This is a genomic window from Actinokineospora bangkokensis (assembly GCF_001940455.1).
Taxonomy (GTDB): domain Bacteria; phylum Actinomycetota; class Actinomycetes; order Mycobacteriales; family Pseudonocardiaceae; genus Actinokineospora; species Actinokineospora bangkokensis.
This window is the reverse complement of record NZ_MKQR01000026.1, coordinates 876,438-891,281: the sequence shown is the minus strand read 5'-3', so window position 1 is coordinate 891,281 and position 14,844 is coordinate 876,438. Positions and strand designations below refer to the sequence as shown.

Sequence of the window (14,844 nt, the reverse complement as noted above, 5' to 3'; positions counted from 1 at the left end):
TGGGAGGAAGCGGTCAAAGTGTTGTTCCCCGCAGTGCGCACCAGTGTTTCCGCCGTGTGTCAACGACAAACGCGGGATGCGCCACACACCGCGGCGCTGCATCCCGTTCCGCGCACATCCACCCTGGTCGCACCGCGGAACCCCGTGGGTGGTCCTGCTGGTACCAGGTTCGGCTCGCCCTGCCTCCCCCCGCCGCGCGATGATGTACTCGTATGCGCAACACTTCACATGGGGAACGGGAGATCTGGTGCTCACTGTCAACGCCTACGCCGCCACTTCCGCGACCGAGCCGCTCGTCCCGACGACGGTGGACCGGCGCGACGTCGGACCGCACGACGTGCTGATCGAGATCAAGTACGCGGGCATCTGCCACTCCGACATCCACACCGTGCGCAACGAGTGGGGGGAGGCGCCCTTCCCGCTGACCCCGGGCCACGAGATCGCGGGCGTGGTGTCCGAGGTCGGCCCCGAGGTCACCCGGCACAAGGTCGGGGACCGGGTGGGCGTCGGCTGCATGGTCGGCTCGTGCCGCGAGTGCGAGAACTGCAAGGCGGGCGACGAGCAGTACTGCCGCAAGGGCTTCACCGGCACCTACGGCGCCACCGACGTGGACGGGACCACGACCCAGGGCGGGTACTCCACCCACGTCGTCGTCGCCGAGGACTTCGTCGTGCGCATCCCCGAGGGCGTGGACCTGCCCGAGGCCGCACCGCTGCTGTGCGCGGGCATCACCACCTACTCGCCGCTGCGCCACTGGGGCGCGGGCACCGACCGCAAGCGCGTCGCGGTCGTCGGCCTCGGTGGGCTGGGCCACATGGCCGTCAAGCTGGCCGCGGCCATGGGCGCGGAGGTGACCGTGCTCTCGCAGTCGCTGAAGAAGCAGGACGACGGCCTGCGCCTGGGGGCCAAGCACTACTACGCCACCGGGGACGCGGGCACGTTCGAGTCGCTGGCGGGCAGCTTCGACCTCATCATCAACACCGTCAGCGCCAAGCTCGACGTCGACGCCTACCTCGGGCTGCTCGCCGTCGACGGCGCGCTGGTCAACGTCGGCGCCCCCGCCGAACCGCTGTCGGTGAACGCCTTCTCGCTGCTCACCGACCGCCGCTCGTTCGGCGGCTCGATGATCGGCGGGATCCGCGAGACCCAGGAGATGCTGGACTTCTGCGCCGAGCACCACCTGGGCGCCGAGGTCGAGGTCATCCCGGCCGACAAGATCAACGAGGCCTACGAGCGCGTGCTCGCCTCGGACGTGCGGTACCGCTTCGTGATCGACACCTCCACCCTCTGACGGGTGGGGTGGGCGCAGCGGCGCGAGGGCGGGGCAGCGGGACGACCGCTGCCCCGCCCTCGTCGCCGTCAGGACGCGGACTGCGCCGCGAACAGGTCGTCGAACACCCGGAACCGGTCGAAGCCCAGCGCGTGCTCCCGGGCCGCCTCGGCCATCGCGCGCCGCTCCTGCTCGGACATGTGCAGCACGGCCCGGTCCAGCGCCGCGCGCAACCCCGGCACGTCGTTGGCGCCGACGATGACCGCGGTGTCCCCCACCGCCTCACCGGTGCCCCCGGTCAGGGTCGTGATCACCGGCCCGCCGCCCGCCAGCATCTTCTCCGTCAGCGCGATGCCGAACGTCTCGACGAACTCCTGCTCCGGCCGGGTCGGCAGCGCGTAGGCCGCGCACCCGGCCATGAGCAGCGGCTTCTCCTCGTCGTCGACGTCGGTGAGGAACTGCACGCGCTCGTCGCCCGCGGCCAGCGCGCGCATCGCCTCCAGGTTCGGGCCGGTGCCCGCGACGACCAGCTTGACCTTCCGCGCGGCCTGGGAGCCGGTGTAGGCGTTGATCAGGTCGTCGACGCCCTTGGCCCGCGCCACCCGGGACAGGAACAGCACGTAGCCGTCGCGGCTCAGGCCCCGGCGGGCCAGCGCGGCGTCCACCGCCGCCGGGTCGAGGTCGACGTAGGCGGAGGTGTCCACCGGCGGGTAGCTGATCTCCACCCGCCGCTGGCACTCCTGGGCGAAGCGGGTGCCGCAGTGGGCGTCCACGTCGCGGGCGGCGGCGGTGATCTCCTGCTTGGTGAACTCCGAGACCGCCAGCAGCCGGTCGTTGGCGAGGAAGGTGGTGAACAGCGCGATGGCCGCGCCGAAGGTGCCCTCGCGCAGGCACGAGCGGATGACGTTGGTGATGTCGGAGCCCACCGCCTTGGCCATCGTGCGCACGTCGGGGGCCAGGCCCGCCGCCCTGGCCGCGGTGACCGCGTCGCGGACGACGGCGTCGTGCGGGGCCAGGTACATCGACAGGCACGTGGTGGGCACGCCGTCGGCGAGCAGTTCGACCAGCCTGCCAGTCAGCCCGGCCATGAAGCGGCCGTCGGGGACGCGGTAGTCGCCCACCGGTTCCGGGCGCTCGACGGTGATCCCGTCGCTGTAGGGCAGGATCCGGTCGAGGGGCTTGAGGGGCAGGCCCGCCGCCTGCAGGGCCGGTATCGGCCAGGTCAGCAGGCGGACGTCGGCTAGCTAGCTAGGCCAGTCTAACTCCGGCTTCCAGAAGATCGACTCCAGCACCCCCACGGCGGCGGAGGGGGTCATCACCGGGTAGGTCACCCGCTCCACCTTCAGTTCCGGTCGGGTGAACAGCGCCCCGTCACCCCACACCTGCACCACCACCGGAGGTGCCCCGGAGGGTGATGTCGGCAGACTCGTGGTCACCACACTGTCTCCTCGCTCGTGTCACCGTCGTCGAGTCCCACTAACTGGTCGTAGTGACCGACCCACTCCCACAGGTCCCTCTGCCCTGCGACGACCGGGCGGAGCAGACTGGCCACCTCCGGTCTGGAGGCGACAGAACGGGGCAGGGAGAGCATGTACGGGCGCATGCGCCGCACCAGCGCCCCCAGCGGGCCGTCGCCCGCACGGACCCGGCGCAGGCACTCCCGGACCTCGTCGTTGTTGTCGTAGTCGGTGACCACCACCGTGACCTGGTCCTCGTCGATCATGCGGAACGCCAATCGGGAGTCGCGCAGAGGGCGGTCCGCGTCACCCAACCCGGTGACCGGGCCCTCGGCGACAGCCAGGTAGTCCAGCGCACCGCGATTGCGCTGAATCTCCACAGCCCGGGGATCGGCATCGACGTTGAGGGCGGAGTAGAGGCTCGCGTAGTAGCGGGCCAACACCTGCGGGTCGCCGGGATCGGCCTTGCCGGGCCCGAAGAACGCCAGGGTCTTGGCGACACCGGCCCGGTAGAACGCGGGGATCGTGGTGCCCTCGGCATCGAACACCACAACCCTGCCCAACCCGGAACGCCTGCCTTCACGGTTGGCCCGTCCTGCCGCCTGCTGCAACGACTCCGCAGGCGCCAAGGCCCGGAACACGACAGGGAAGTCCACATCGACCCCGGCCTCGACGAGTTGGGTCGACACCAACAGCACCGGGTCCCCCGACTTCACCAGGTCACATGCCTGGGCCAACACCCTGTCCCGGTGGACGGGAACCATCCTTGTCGACAGGTGCAGCACCGTCGCCGACGCCGCCGCCACCGCAGCCACCGCGCGGACCATCGCCCGCGCCTGGGGCACCGTGTTGACCACCACCAGCGCCTGCCCCACCTCGGCGGCCTCGGCGGCGATCTGGTCCGTGGTCGGCCTCGGATCGAGCCTCCACTCATACGCCGCGCGCCGCAGACCCGTCGACAGCGCGACCGCGTCACCCCCCAGTTCGACCACGTCCAGGGACTTCCACACCGCAAGCCGCTCGAACGGTGGTTGGGTTGCCGAGGCCAACAGCACCGTCGCCCCGAAGTGGCGGCACAGCAGCCGGAGACCATCGAGGATCGGCCCCAGCAGCGACAACGGCAACGCCTGCACCTCATCAAGCACGATCACCGCATTGGCCAACCTGTGCAGCTTCCGCGAGCGAGCAGGCTTGCGACCGAACAACGAGTCGAACAACTGCACGGTAGTGGTGACCACGAACGGCGCGTCCCAGTTCTCCGCCGCCAACCGCAGATCTCGGCCGTCGAACTCAGCGTTCGAGTGGTGCTCCAACACCACCTCCGGGCCCAACAAGTCACGGTATACCTGGGCGTTCTGTGAGGTGATCGTCGTGAACGGGACCGCGACCACCACCCGCGACATCCTGTGGCGCGCAGCATGGTGCAAGGCGAACCCCGCCGAGGAAACAGTCTTCCCCGACCCCGTCGGCGCCGGCAGCCGGTAAATGCCACGCCCACCGCCAGCAGCCCCCACAACCCGCGCGTACAGAGACGACCTGATCTCGTTGACCAGCGACGGGACCACACCGGAGAACCGCTCGGAACGCGCGCCCTCGAACCGGTCACGCAACACACCCATGTCCACCTGCGCCGCCACCCGGACGGTGTCCAAACCCTCGAAATGCGCCGCGGTGTCGAGATGGTCGGCATCCACCAACGCCGAGAACACCATCCGCACCCCCATCTCCCACACCAAAGGGTCCTTCCCCCACCCCGACGGCACAGGCGACACCCCCGAATCAAGACAAGCGGCCTCCGGAACCACCTCGAAGAACCGGGCCATCACCTCACCCACATCCTCGGAATCCGAATCCCGCAACAACCGAAGCAGCCAACTCCGCGAATGCAACCCGCCATGGTGACCCAGAACCGCCATCGCCGCCACCCCCGCCCGCGGCGCGATGAACGACGCCCCGACCTCCTTGTGCGGTACACCCACCCTGCCACCCGACGTCCCCGCGGCGAGCAACCCCTCCTGCCACGCACAACGCGCCTTACCCGCGTCATGCACCAGCCCCAACTCCCACGCCAGGTCCCCCGCGCCGAAAGGCTCGGCGAACACCCGCGCCCACCGAGCGGTCGAACGCACGTGATCAGCAAGCCCATGCAGCGCACCGGACACCTCACTCGGACTGTGCGCCCACATCACCCATCAGCTCCCATTCCTCGACCATCAACCACAACGCCAACGGCAGACCGTCTCGACACCACCGTGGCTTCCACGCCACACAAGACATTGTCGTTCGACATGACCAGTCGACGGCGATCCCGCCACGTCACCCCTCGAATCAACTCTCCCCGTATTCACGAAATCGATTCACTCCAAGTCTCCTCAACTCGGCACGTCCGCACTGCCATGAAGGCCAGGGATAGCCCAACAGTCGGCACCACACCTGACTTTCACTGCACTACCCGTCGTGAGGCAACCGCCAACGTTACACATCCATACGATCACCTTACGGTTCGCCGCAGCAATCTCAGAGACAAGAACACCACATCACCCGACAGGAGGACCAAGCTCATCACCCCGCGCAGCACCGTCGAACCATACCCACAGGACGGGCGCACGACAGCCAACCGAACATGCCAAAAACTCGACACCCTTACTGGAGGTAGAAGCTGTTCCGGCTCCCCTCCCCTCGGAACCCCCATCGCGGCACGAAACACCGACAGGTTCCCAGGCCGACCCCGGCGTGTCGTCCCAACTTCTGGGACTACCCGTGCGATACAACAGAAGCTCAGGAAAGACCCCCAGCTCATCCGGGGCTAGCTAGCTAGCGCCGCTCCCCTCCCCTCGCGGGCGTCGTTCTCCACCGGTCGTGCCCGGTAAGGCTGTCCCGGGCGGTGGGTGCCGTCAAACCGGCATCCACAGGTTTGTCCACAACTGTGCACGAAGGTATGGCGGACCCGGCGGGCCACCCCCCGTCGGGGTGGCGCGCGGTGCCCGGCGGTGAGCGGGACCCGGTTCCGTGCCGCGGGGCTCCCCCACCCGGCGGTCGACCAGGGGACCGCACGGTAACAATGGTGGCCCCCCGCCACAAGGCGCCCCCGTCCGGGCACCCCGGTTTGAGCCGCCGCGCGGCGGTGCGTACCCTCATAAGGTCTCCCGCTTGCGGCGGGTGGGTTCGGCGCGCCTGCGAGCTCGCCGCCACCGGCTGCCGCGATTCCGGCAGGGGGGCCGAGGAGACCCGCTAGAGCAGCCAGACCGGGAGATTGAGTCGTGAGCAAGCGCACCTTCCAGCCGAACAACCGCCGCCGCGCCAAGACGCACGGCTTCCGCCTGCGCATGCGGACCCGCGCGGGCCGCGCGATCATCGCCGCCCGCCGCCGCCGGGGCCGCGACAAGCTGTCGGCCTGACACCAGCTGCTGCCGTGCTCCCCGCGGCCAACCGGCTGACCGACGGCGCCGACTTCCGCCTGGTCACCCGGCGAGGTCGGCGGGCGGGGCGCCCCCGCTTGGTGGTGCACGCCCTGGTGGCGGCAGCGGAGCACGAAACCGGAGCCGACCCCCGCCCGCCGCGGACCCCCGCGGTGGCGAGGGTCGGTTTCGTCGTGAGCAAGGCCGTGGGCAACTCCGTCACCCGGCACCGGGTGGCGCGCAGGCTCCGGCACGTCGCCCGCGACCGCCTCGGAACTCTCCCGCCCGGCGGGGCGTTGGTGGTGCGGGCACTCCCGATGGCGGCGGGCGCGAGCAGCGCCGAGCTCGGTCGGGACTTCGACGCCGCGCTGCGCAGGCTGGGCCTGGCGGGCGGCGCGGCGCATCCGCGAAGTGGCGGTGGGGTGTGAACGGGTCAGCCGCGGTGGACGACCGCTCGGTCGGCGCTGCCCGCCCCGGCCCGGTGGCCCGCGCGCTACTGCTCCCGGTGCGGGCGTACCGCAGGTGGGTCTCCCCGTTCCTGCCGCCCGCCTGCCGCTTCCACCCCAGTTGCAGCGCGTACGCCGTCGAGGCGCTCACCACCCACGGGGCCCTGCGCGGCTCCTGGCTCGCCGCGCGCAGGCTGCTGCGCTGCGGCCCCTGGCACCCTGGCGGGCTCGACCCGGTTCCGCCCAGGACCCCCACGACCGATCCCGGGGCTCCAGCAGACCCGGCCGACCGATCAGCAGCCGAGGAGTAGTCCCGTGCTCGACTTCATCTACTACCCGGTGTCCTTCATCCTCTGGTGTTGGCACTGGGTGTTCGGCCACGTCTTCGGCGAGACCAGCGCGCTCGCCTGGGCGCTGGGCATCGTGTTCCTGGTCTTCACCCTGCGGGCGCTGCTGTTCAAGCCCATGGTCAACCAGGTGCGCTCCATGAAGAAGATGCAGGAGTTCGCACCCGAGATCAAGAAGATCCAGAAGAAGTACGCCAACGACCGGCAGAAGCAAGCCCAGGAGATGCAGAAGCTCCAGTCCCAGCACGGGGTCAACCCGCTGGGCGGCTGCCTGCCGATGATCCTGCAGATCCCGGTCTTCATCGGCCTGTTCCACGTGCTGCGCGAGTTCAAGCCGGGCAAGACCGAGAACTACTTCTTCGACGCCGCCGGTGTGGACTCCTACATCAAGGCCGACCTGCTCGGCGCCCGGCTGGGCAACTGGATCACCCAGCCCGCCGCCGAGCTGGCGAGCTTCCAGGTCTCCCGGGGCGCGATCATCGCCGTCGCCATCCCGCTGATGATCGTGGCCAGCGTGCTGACGCACCTGACCGCGCGCCACTCGGTGAGCCGCCAGAACCCGGAGGCCGCCACCGCGCAGACCGCGATCATGAACAAGCTGACCCTCTACGTCTTCCCGCTGGGCGTGCTGATCGGTGGCTTCTTCTTCCCGATCGGTCTGATCATCTACTGGATGAGCAACAACAGCTGGACCCTCTGGCAGCAGCGCTTCGTCTACAAGCGCATCGACGCCGAGGAGGCCAAGAAGAAGGAGGAGGCGCAGGCCAAGCGCGCGGCCAGCGCCCCGAAGCCGGGTCAGAAGCCGACCGCCCCGCGCCCCGGCCAGAAGCCCAGCGCCACCCGCAAGCCCGCGACCGACGCCACCGCGCAGACCCCCGCCGAGGGGACCGCGGCGAACGGCTCCACCGCGAACGGCACCGGCTCGACCGGCACCGCGTCGAGCGGGTCCGGCGCGAACGGCACCGCGGCAGGCGGCGACACCCAGATTCCCGGTCTGATCTCAGACCGTTCCCGCAAGAAGTCGGGTCGGAAGAACCGCTGACGCGGTCCGACCCGGAGAGGAGAAAGCGTGCCGGAGACGGTGCAGGAGACGGCCGAGCAGACCGGGTCCGCGGCGGCCCAGGACGACACCAGCGCGGGAGCGGAAGGCTCCTCCCCCGGCTCCACCGAGGAGCTGCTCGTCCAGGAGGGCGACATCGCGGGTGACTACTTGGAGCGCCTGCTGGACATCCTCGACTACGACGGGGACATCGACCTCGACGTGGAGGCCAACCGCGCGGTCATCAGCATCGACGGCGGGGAGGACCTGGAGAAGCTGGTCGGCCCGCGCGGCAGCGTCTTGGAGGCGTTGCAGGAGCTGACCCGGCTGGCGGTGCAGCAGGAGACCGGTGCCCGCAGCAGGCTGATGCTCGACATCGCGGGCTGGCGCGCCGACCGCCGCGAGGAGCTCAAGGACCTCGGCACCGCGACCGCGCAGAAGGTGCTGTCCTCGGGCGAGAAGGTGCGGCTCCAGCCGATGACCCCGTTCGAGCGCAAGGTCGTCCACGACGCGGTCGCCGCCGTCAAGGGTGTGCACAGCGAGAGCGAGGGCGAGGACCCGCGCCGCCGCGTGGTGGTCTTCCCCGAGTAGTCGGCGCACGACGAGCACGAGGCCCCCGGTTCCGCGGAACCGGGGGCCTCGTGCGTTTCACGTGAAACCCGGGAGCGGCGGGCGTGCGGTGTTCCACGTGAAACCGGCACCACGGGTGTCGCCGCGCCGGGCAGCGGTCCACGGGGAACTGCTCGCGCGACACCGACCGGGTGGCACCTCCGCACGCACCGTCATCGGCAAGAATGGGCGGCACAAGTTTCACGTGGAACACGGATGGGACCCGCATGGGCGACGCAACACCCCCGCAGGCGGCCGCCGTCTTCGGCGACCGGCTCGACCTCGCCGAGCGGTTCACCGCCCTCCTCGCCGAGCACGGGGTCGAGCGCGGCCTCATCGGTCCGCGCGAGCTGGACCGGCTGTGGACGCGGCACGTGCTCAACTCCGCCGTCATCGGGGAGCAGATCGCCGCGGGGGTCGCCGTGGTGGACGTCGGGTCCGGCGCCGGGCTGCCCGGGGTTCCGCTGGCGATCGCCCGACCCGACCTGTCCGTGACCCTCGTCGAACCGATGGCCAGGAGGGTGGCGTGGTTGGACGAGGTCGTGGAGACTCTGGGACTGTCGACCGTCACCGTCGTGCGCGGCCGGGCCGAGGAGCCCGCGGTGCGCGCTGAGGTGGCCGACGCCGACGTGGTCACCGCGCGGGCGGTCGCCCCGCTCGCCAAGCTCTGCACGTGGTGCCTCCCCCTGGTCCGCCCGGGTGGGCACGTGGTCGCGCTCAAGGGTGCGAGCGCGGCCGAGGAGGTCGAGCGCGACCGCGCCGCCGTGGCCAAGGCCGGGGGCGGCGCGCCCCGGGTGGCCACCTGCGGCAGCGCACTCGACGAACCGACGACGGTGGTCGTCATCGAACGCATCGCGTCCGCGGGCCCGAGCAGGCCGCGGCGGACCAGGAAGGACCAGCACCGTGCCTGAGACCGCACCGATGTTCCACGTGAAACCGACTGGAGGTCGCTGATGGTGGACCAGCCCTCCCCCGCCGCCGTGGCCGGGTGGACGCCGATCGCCGAGGAAGCGGCGCGCGCCACCCGCCTCAAGCACCCCGAGCGGATGTTCCCGCGCCCCACGCACCGGCGGGTGCTCACCGTCGCCAACCAGAAGGGCGGCGTCGGCAAGACCACCAGCACGGTGAACCTGGCCGCCGCACTGGCCCTGCACGGGCTCAAGGTGCTCGTCGTGGACCTCGACCCGCAGGGCAACGCCAGCACCGCCCTGGGCGTCGAGCACCGCTCCGGCACCCCCTCCATCTACGAGGTGCTGCTGGGCGAGATCACCCTGGCCGACGCCGCGCACGTGTCCGACCAGTCGCCCAACCTGTACTGCGTGCCCGCCACCATCGACCTCGCCGGTGTGGAGATCGAGCTGGTGGCGATGGAGAACCGGGAGTCGCGGCTCAAGGAGGCGCTGACCGCCGAGGCGCTGGACGCGATCGCGCCGGACTACGTCTTCATCGACTGCCCGCCCTCGCTCGGCCTGCTCACGGTGAACGCGATGGTCGCCGCGCAGGAGGTGCTCATCCCGATCCAGTGCGAGTACTACGCGCTGGAGGGGCTGAGCCAGTTGCTGCGCAACATCGAGCTGGTGCAGGCGCACCTCAACCGCAGCCTGGTCGTGTCCACGATCCTGCTCACCATGTACGACGGCCGCACCAAGCTCGCCGACCAGGTGACCTCCGAGGTCCGCCACCACTTCGGCGACACGGTGCTCAAGACCGTCATCCCGCGCAGCGTGAAAGTGTCCGAGGCGCCCGGGTACGGCCAGACCGTGCTCGCCTACGACCCCGGCTCCCGCGGCGCCCTGAGCTACCTGGACGCCGCCCGCGAGGTGGCCGACCGAGGAGCGGAGACGCACTGATGAGTGGACCAGCCGGACGCAAGGGCGGACTGGGCCGCGGCCTCGCCGCGCTCATCCCCCAGGGCCCACCGGCGGGCGGCGCTCCGCTGCCCGGCTCGGGCGGTGGGCTCGCGCTGCCGACCCCGCCGCCCGCCGACTCCCCCGCCGCCCCCGACCCGGTCGTCGAGCAGACCGTGGCGGGCGCGGTGTACCGGGAGATCCCCACCTCGGCGATCACGGCGAACCCGAAGCAGCCCCGGCAGGTCTTCGACGAGGACGCCCTCGCCGAGCTGGAGCACTCGATCCGCGAGTTCGGCCTGATGCAGCCGATCGTGGTGCGCGAGCTCGGCGGGGACCGCTACGAGCTGGTGATGGGCGAGCGGCGGCTGCGCGCCTCGCAGCGCGCCGAGCTGGAGCGCATCCCGGCGATCGTGCGGCAGACCGCCGACGACGCGATGCTGCGCGACGCCCTGCTGGAGAACATCCACCGGGTGCAGCTCAACCCGCTGGAGGAGGCGGCGGCCTACCAGCAGCTGCTCGACGAGTTCTCCGTGACGCACGAGGAGCTGGCCGGGCGGATCGGCCGCTCCCGGCCGGTCATCACCAACACCATCCGGCTGCTCAAGCTGCCGCTCCCGGTGCAGCGCCGGGTGGCCGCGGGGGTGCTCTCCGCCGGGCACGCCCGCGCGCTGCTCGGCCTCGACGACCCGGGCGCGCAGGAGGAGCTGGCCACCCGCATCGTCGCGGAGGGGCTGTCGGTGCGGGCGACCGAGGAGGCGGTGACCCTGGCCAAGGGCGCGGCCCCGGCCAAGCCCAAGGCGCCGCCGCGCAAGCCGTTGCAGGCGCCCGGGTTGCAAGCGGTGGCGGACCGGCTCTCGGACAAGTTCGACACCCGGGTCAAGGTCGAGCTGGGCCGCAAGAAGGGCCGGATCGTCGTCGAGTTCGGCTCGGTGGACGACCTGGAGCGCATCGTGGAGATGATGTCGGACAAACCGGCAAATCGGGCATGAGCGGGGCGCAGGGGATCACACCAGGGCGTTGTGTCACGGTGACGATTGCCCTGCGCCAGGGTTCGACCGCTCAGCGTGAGCGGGTCACGGCCCGCTCGACCAGGCCCGCGTAGATCTCCCCGAACGACAGACCGGCCGCCTCGATCGCCATCGGCACCAGCGAGGTCTCGGTCAGCCCCGGGGAGATGTTCACCTCCAGGAAGTGCACCGCGCCGTCGGCGTCCACGACGGCGTCGGTGCGCGACACGTCCCGCAGCCCGAGCAGCCGGTGCGCCGACACCGCCAGGTCGGCCACCGCCTCGGCCACCCCCGCGGCCAACCGGGCGGGGGTGTGGAAGGTCGTCAGCCCGGCGGTGTACCGGGCGGTGTAGTCGTAGACGCCCGACTGCGCCGCGATCTCCACCGCGGGCAGCGCGTACGGCCCGTCCGGGCCCTCGATCACCGTCACCGCCACCTCGACCCCGTCGACGAACCGCTCGGCCAGCACCGAGTCGCCGTAGGCCAGGCAGCCCACCATCGCCGTCGGCAGCTCCGCCGCCTCGCGCACCACCTGCGCGCCCAGCGCCGAGCCGCCCTGGTCCGGCTTGAGCATCATCGGCAGGCCCAGCCGCTCGACCATCGCGTCGAGCACCGGCTGCGCGCCCAGCTCCCGGAACGTCCCGTGCGGCAGCACCACCCAGTCCGGGGTGAGCAGCCCGGACCGGCGCAGCTCGGCCTTGGCCGAGGGCTTGTCCCACGCCCGCCTGCACGCGGTCACGTCGGCGCCCACGTACGGGATGCCCAGCAGCTCCAGCACCGTCTGGATGGACCCGTTCTCGCCCTCGCCGCCGTGCAGGGCGATGACCACCGCGTCCGGCCTGCTCTCCCGCAGCCGGGGCAGCAGCGAGGCGTCGGCGTCCCACTCCTCGACGGTCAGCCCGGCCGAGCGCAGCGCCGCGGACACCCGGCGGCCGGACCGCAGCGACACGTCGCGCTCGTGGGACAGGCCCCCGGCCAGCACGGCAACCCAGCGGTCGGACACGGTGCACTCCTCGATCGGCTCAGCACGGGCACCGGGACGGTACCCCGTCACCGGGGGTGCGGCCGTCGAGGGTCAGGCGGTGTCGGGCGAGGGCGTCTGCGGCCCGGACAGGGTGCGGCTGGTGGTCGGCCCGAAGGTGTTGAGCAGGTCGATCTCCTGCGCCAGCACCACGGCCAGCCGCCGCACGCCCTCGGAGATCCGCTCCGGCGGCGGGTAGCAGAACGACAGGCGCATCTGCCTGCTGCCGAACCCGTCGGCGTAGAAGCCGGTGCCGGGCACGTACGCGACCCGGGCGGTGACCGCGCGCGGCTGCATCGCCTTGGTGTCCACGCCCTCGGGCACGGTCATCCAGACGAAGAACCCGCCCTCGGGCTTGGTCCACGTGCACCCGGCGGGCATGTGCTGCTCCAGGCCGGTCAGCAGCGCGTCGCGGCGCTCGCGGTACATGGTCTGGAAGGACTTGATCTGCCCCTTCCAGTCGTGGGTCGCCAGGTAGCGGGACACCACGAGCTGGTTGAGGGTGGGCGCGCACAGCGCGGCCGACTCGGCGGCCAGCACCAGCTTCTCGCGCACCGCGTGCGGGGCCAGCGCCCAGCCGACCCGCAGGCCGGAGGCGAAGGTCTTGGAGAACGACCCCAGGTAGATGACGTTGTCCCGGTCCATCGACCGCAGCGCCGGGTAGACCTGCCCGTCGAAGCCGAGCAGCCCGTACGGGTTGTCCTCGATCACCAGCACCCCGTGCGAGGCGCAGATGTCGAGCACCTCCGAGCGCCGCGCGACGGCCATGGTCACGCCCGCGGGGTTGTTGAAGTTCGGGATCGTGTAGAGGAACTTCACCCGCTGGCCCGCCTGCTTGGCCGCGTCGAGCGCCGCCCGCAGCGCCTCGGGCACCAGGCCGTGCTCGTCCATCACCACGTGCCGCACCTGGCACTGGTAGGAGGCGAAGGTGCCCAGCGCGCCCACGTAGGACGGGCCCTCGGCCAGCACCACGTCGCCCGGGTCGCAGAAGATGCGGGTCACCAGGTCGAGGGCCATCTGCGAGCCCACGGTGACCACCAGGTCGTCCGGGTGCCCCGAGACCCCCTCCAGCGCCATGACCTCGCAGATCTGCTCGCGCAGCTGCGGCAGCCCGTGCGCCGAGCCGTACTGGAGCGCGACCAGCCCCTCCTGGGCCACGATCTGCGCGATCTGGTCCGACAGCGACTCCAGCGGCAGCGCCGCCAGGTTCGGCATGCCACCGGCCAGCGAGACCACCTCGGGCCGCGATGCCACCGCGAACAGCGCCCTGACCTCGGATGCGGTCATCCCCGCCGCCCGCGCCGCGTAGCGGTCGAGGTGCGGGTCCAGGCTGCGGGAGCCTGCTCTGTCGGGCTGCTGTCCAGGCGTGGTCATGGCTGCTCCGTCGCTGTCAACTGCGGACGAGTGTAACCGGAGGGGTGACGTAACTCCGAGAATCCCGCCCTCCGGTTCCCGCGCACGCCCGCAGCACCTATGGTTGTGCCGGAGATTCGCCGCGCCCCGACCTGCGGGCGCGCGAAGAGCGGGGAGGTCGGGTGTCTCGACGTGTGGTCGGCGTCACGCTGGACAACCTGGAGCACCTGCCCAAGCACTGCCGGGGTTGCGTCTACTGGGAGCTCGCGCCGCACCTGAAGGACCAGGCGGAGGAGTTCGGCACCACCGAGCTGGAGAAGGAGGCCTGGGTCTCCAGCGTCCTGCTGGAGTGGGGCTCCTGCGGCCGGGTCGTCTACAGCGACAAGCTCCCGGTCGGCTTCGTCCTCTACGCCCCGCCCAACGCCGTCCCCCGCGCGGGCGCCTTCCCCACCTCCCCCATCAGCCCGGACGCGGTCGTCCTCACCGGCTTCCACATCCTCCCCGAGTTCCGCGGCGGCGGCCTCGGCCGGATGCTGGTCCAGTCGGTCGCCAAGGACCTCACCCGCCGCGGCGTCAAGGCCATCGAGGCCTTCGGCGACGCCAAGCCCGACGAGGACCGCTCCTGCGTCGTCCCCGCCGACTTCCTCACCAGCGTCGGCTTCAAGACCGTGCGCCCGCACCCCCGCTGGCCCCGCCTGCGCCTCGAACTGCGCACCGGGATCACCTGGAAGGAAGACGTCGAGGCCGCCCTGGAGCGCCTCCTCAACACCGTCTCCATCTCCACCCACAGCCCCGCCCTCAACCCCGGCTGACCCCCCTTGCCTCGGTCGACCGCCCGCGCAAAGGCTTGCGGTGACCCCTCTGCGTGTCGCCGCCACCTCAGCCGCGTCGCTCCACAGGCCCCTGAGTTATCCACAGGCCGAGCCGATCACTTCCCCCGCTGCCCGACACCCCAGTAGCGTTGAAATCGGGGGTCCCCCCGGGCGGGTTACCCAGGCGAAAGCCTTGCCGCAGACCATTTCCGGCGATCGCGCGCCGCCACGCTCC

Annotated in this window: 15 protein-coding genes; 10 read left to right on the top strand and 5 right to left on the bottom strand. The window is 71.2% G+C overall.

The genetic code is table 11. From position 1 onward, the window contains the following. Nucleotides 1-202: 202 nt before the first annotated feature. Complete coding sequence (locus BJP25_RS26910; protein ID WP_198943424.1) at nucleotides 203-1,291, top strand: NAD(P)-dependent alcohol dehydrogenase; 1,089 nt, start codon at nucleotides 203-205, stop codon at nucleotides 1,289-1,291. Between the two features lie 68 nt (nucleotides 1,292-1,359). On the opposite strand, the gene BJP25_RS26905 is transcribed toward BJP25_RS26910, so the two are convergent. The 3 genes from BJP25_RS26905 to cas3 form a co-directional block, all read right to left on the bottom strand. Next, a complete protein-coding gene (locus tag BJP25_RS26905) occupies nucleotides 1,360-2,391 on the bottom strand; it encodes a glycosyltransferase (RefSeq protein WP_198943602.1) in 1,032 nt (343 codons plus the stop codon). Nucleotides 2,392-2,514: 123 nt separating this feature from the next. Beyond that, nucleotides 2,515-2,709, bottom strand: coding sequence for a CRISPR-associated protein Cas5 (gene cas5, locus BJP25_RS26900; protein ID WP_233158261.1), 195 nt, complete (start codon nucleotides 2,707-2,709; stop codon nucleotides 2,515-2,517). Then, complete coding sequence (gene cas3, locus BJP25_RS26895; RefSeq protein WP_198943516.1) at nucleotides 2,703-4,889, bottom strand: CRISPR-associated helicase Cas3'; 2,187 nt, start codon at nucleotides 4,887-4,889, stop codon at nucleotides 2,703-2,705. The genes cas5 and cas3 overlap by 7 nt, the downstream gene beginning before the upstream one ends. Nucleotides 4,890-5,987: 1,098 nt before the next feature. On the opposite strand from cas3, the gene rpmH reads away from it, so the two are divergent. The 8 genes from rpmH to BJP25_RS26855 all read left to right on the top strand — a co-directional run bounded on the left by rpmH (nucleotide 5,988) and on the right by BJP25_RS26855 (nucleotide 11,405). Beyond that, nucleotides 5,988-6,125 (top strand): 50S ribosomal protein L34, encoded by a 138-nt coding sequence (rpmH, locus tag BJP25_RS26890; protein WP_018684246.1) that lies wholly within the window; start codon nucleotides 5,988-5,990, stop codon nucleotides 6,123-6,125. A gap of 14 nt (nucleotides 6,126-6,139) precedes the next feature. Beyond that, complete coding sequence (gene rnpA / locus BJP25_RS26885) at nucleotides 6,140-6,553, top strand: ribonuclease P protein component (protein WP_075977734.1); 414 nt, start codon at nucleotides 6,140-6,142, stop codon at nucleotides 6,551-6,553. Next, nucleotides 6,550-6,882, top strand: a complete 333-nt coding sequence (gene yidD / locus BJP25_RS26880) for a membrane protein insertion efficiency factor YidD (protein ID WP_075977733.1) — start codon at nucleotides 6,550-6,552, stop codon at nucleotides 6,880-6,882. The genes rnpA and yidD overlap by 4 nt, the downstream gene beginning before the upstream one ends. Nucleotides 6,883-6,886: 4 nt before the next feature. Next, complete coding sequence (gene yidC / locus BJP25_RS26875) at nucleotides 6,887-7,960, top strand: membrane protein insertase YidC (RefSeq protein ID WP_075977732.1); 1,074 nt, start codon at nucleotides 6,887-6,889, stop codon at nucleotides 7,958-7,960. A gap of 27 nt (nucleotides 7,961-7,987) precedes the next feature. Then, nucleotides 7,988-8,548 (top strand): Jag family protein, encoded by a 561-nt coding sequence (locus BJP25_RS26870; protein ID WP_075977731.1) that lies wholly within the window; start codon nucleotides 7,988-7,990, stop codon nucleotides 8,546-8,548. A gap of 245 nt (nucleotides 8,549-8,793) precedes the next feature. Beyond that, nucleotides 8,794-9,477 (top strand): 16S rRNA (guanine(527)-N(7))-methyltransferase RsmG, encoded by a 684-nt coding sequence (gene rsmG / locus BJP25_RS26865; RefSeq protein WP_075977730.1) that lies wholly within the window; start codon nucleotides 8,794-8,796, stop codon nucleotides 9,475-9,477. A 42-nt stretch (nucleotides 9,478-9,519) separates the two neighbouring features. Continuing rightward, nucleotides 9,520-10,416, top strand: a complete 897-nt coding sequence (locus BJP25_RS26860; RefSeq protein ID WP_075977729.1) for a ParA family protein — start codon at nucleotides 9,520-9,522, stop codon at nucleotides 10,414-10,416. Further along, nucleotides 10,416-11,405 (top strand): ParB/RepB/Spo0J family partition protein, encoded by a 990-nt coding sequence (locus BJP25_RS26855; RefSeq protein WP_075977728.1) that lies wholly within the window; start codon nucleotides 10,416-10,418, stop codon nucleotides 11,403-11,405. The genes BJP25_RS26860 and BJP25_RS26855 overlap by 1 nt, the downstream gene beginning before the upstream one ends. Before the next feature lie 70 nt (nucleotides 11,406-11,475). Here the strand turns inward: BJP25_RS26855 and BJP25_RS26850 are convergent, their stop codons facing one another. After that, the gene (locus tag BJP25_RS26850; protein ID WP_075977727.1) at nucleotides 11,476-12,426 is read right to left on the bottom strand and encodes a D-alanine--D-alanine ligase family protein; all 951 of its coding nucleotides are present in this window, start codon (nucleotides 12,424-12,426) and stop codon (nucleotides 11,476-11,478) included. Nucleotides 12,427-12,498: 72 nt separating this feature from the next. Beyond that, complete coding sequence (locus BJP25_RS26845) at nucleotides 12,499-13,818, bottom strand: aminotransferase-like domain-containing protein (protein WP_075977726.1); 1,320 nt, start codon at nucleotides 13,816-13,818, stop codon at nucleotides 12,499-12,501. A 161-nt stretch (nucleotides 13,819-13,979) separates the two neighbouring features. Here BJP25_RS26845 and BJP25_RS26840 point away from each other — a divergent pair, with 161 nt between their 5' ends. Further along, entirely contained in the window at nucleotides 13,980-14,609 is a 630-nt protein-coding gene (locus BJP25_RS26840; protein ID WP_075977725.1) for a GNAT family N-acetyltransferase, read from the top strand. Nucleotides 14,610-14,844 lie beyond the last annotated feature (235 nt).

Bases quoted from the DNA above. Each gene is read 5' to 3' on its own strand.
- BJP25_RS26910 (WP_198943424.1), top strand. From the start codon at position 203: ATGTACTCGTATGCGCAACACTTCACATGGGGAACGGGAGATCTGGTG.
- rsmG (WP_075977730.1), top strand. From the start codon at position 8,794: ATGGGCGACGCAACACCCCCGCAGGCGGCCGCCGTCTTCGGCGACCGG.
- BJP25_RS26860 (WP_075977729.1), top strand. From the start codon at position 9,520: ATGGTGGACCAGCCCTCCCCCGCCGCCGTGGCCGGGTGGACGCCGATC.
- BJP25_RS26855 (WP_075977728.1), top strand. From the start codon at position 10,416: ATGAGTGGACCAGCCGGACGCAAGGGCGGACTGGGCCGCGGCCTCGCC.
- BJP25_RS26845 (WP_075977726.1), bottom strand. From the start codon at position 13,818: ATGACCACGCCTGGACAGCAGCCCGACAGAGCAGGCTCCCGCAGCCTG.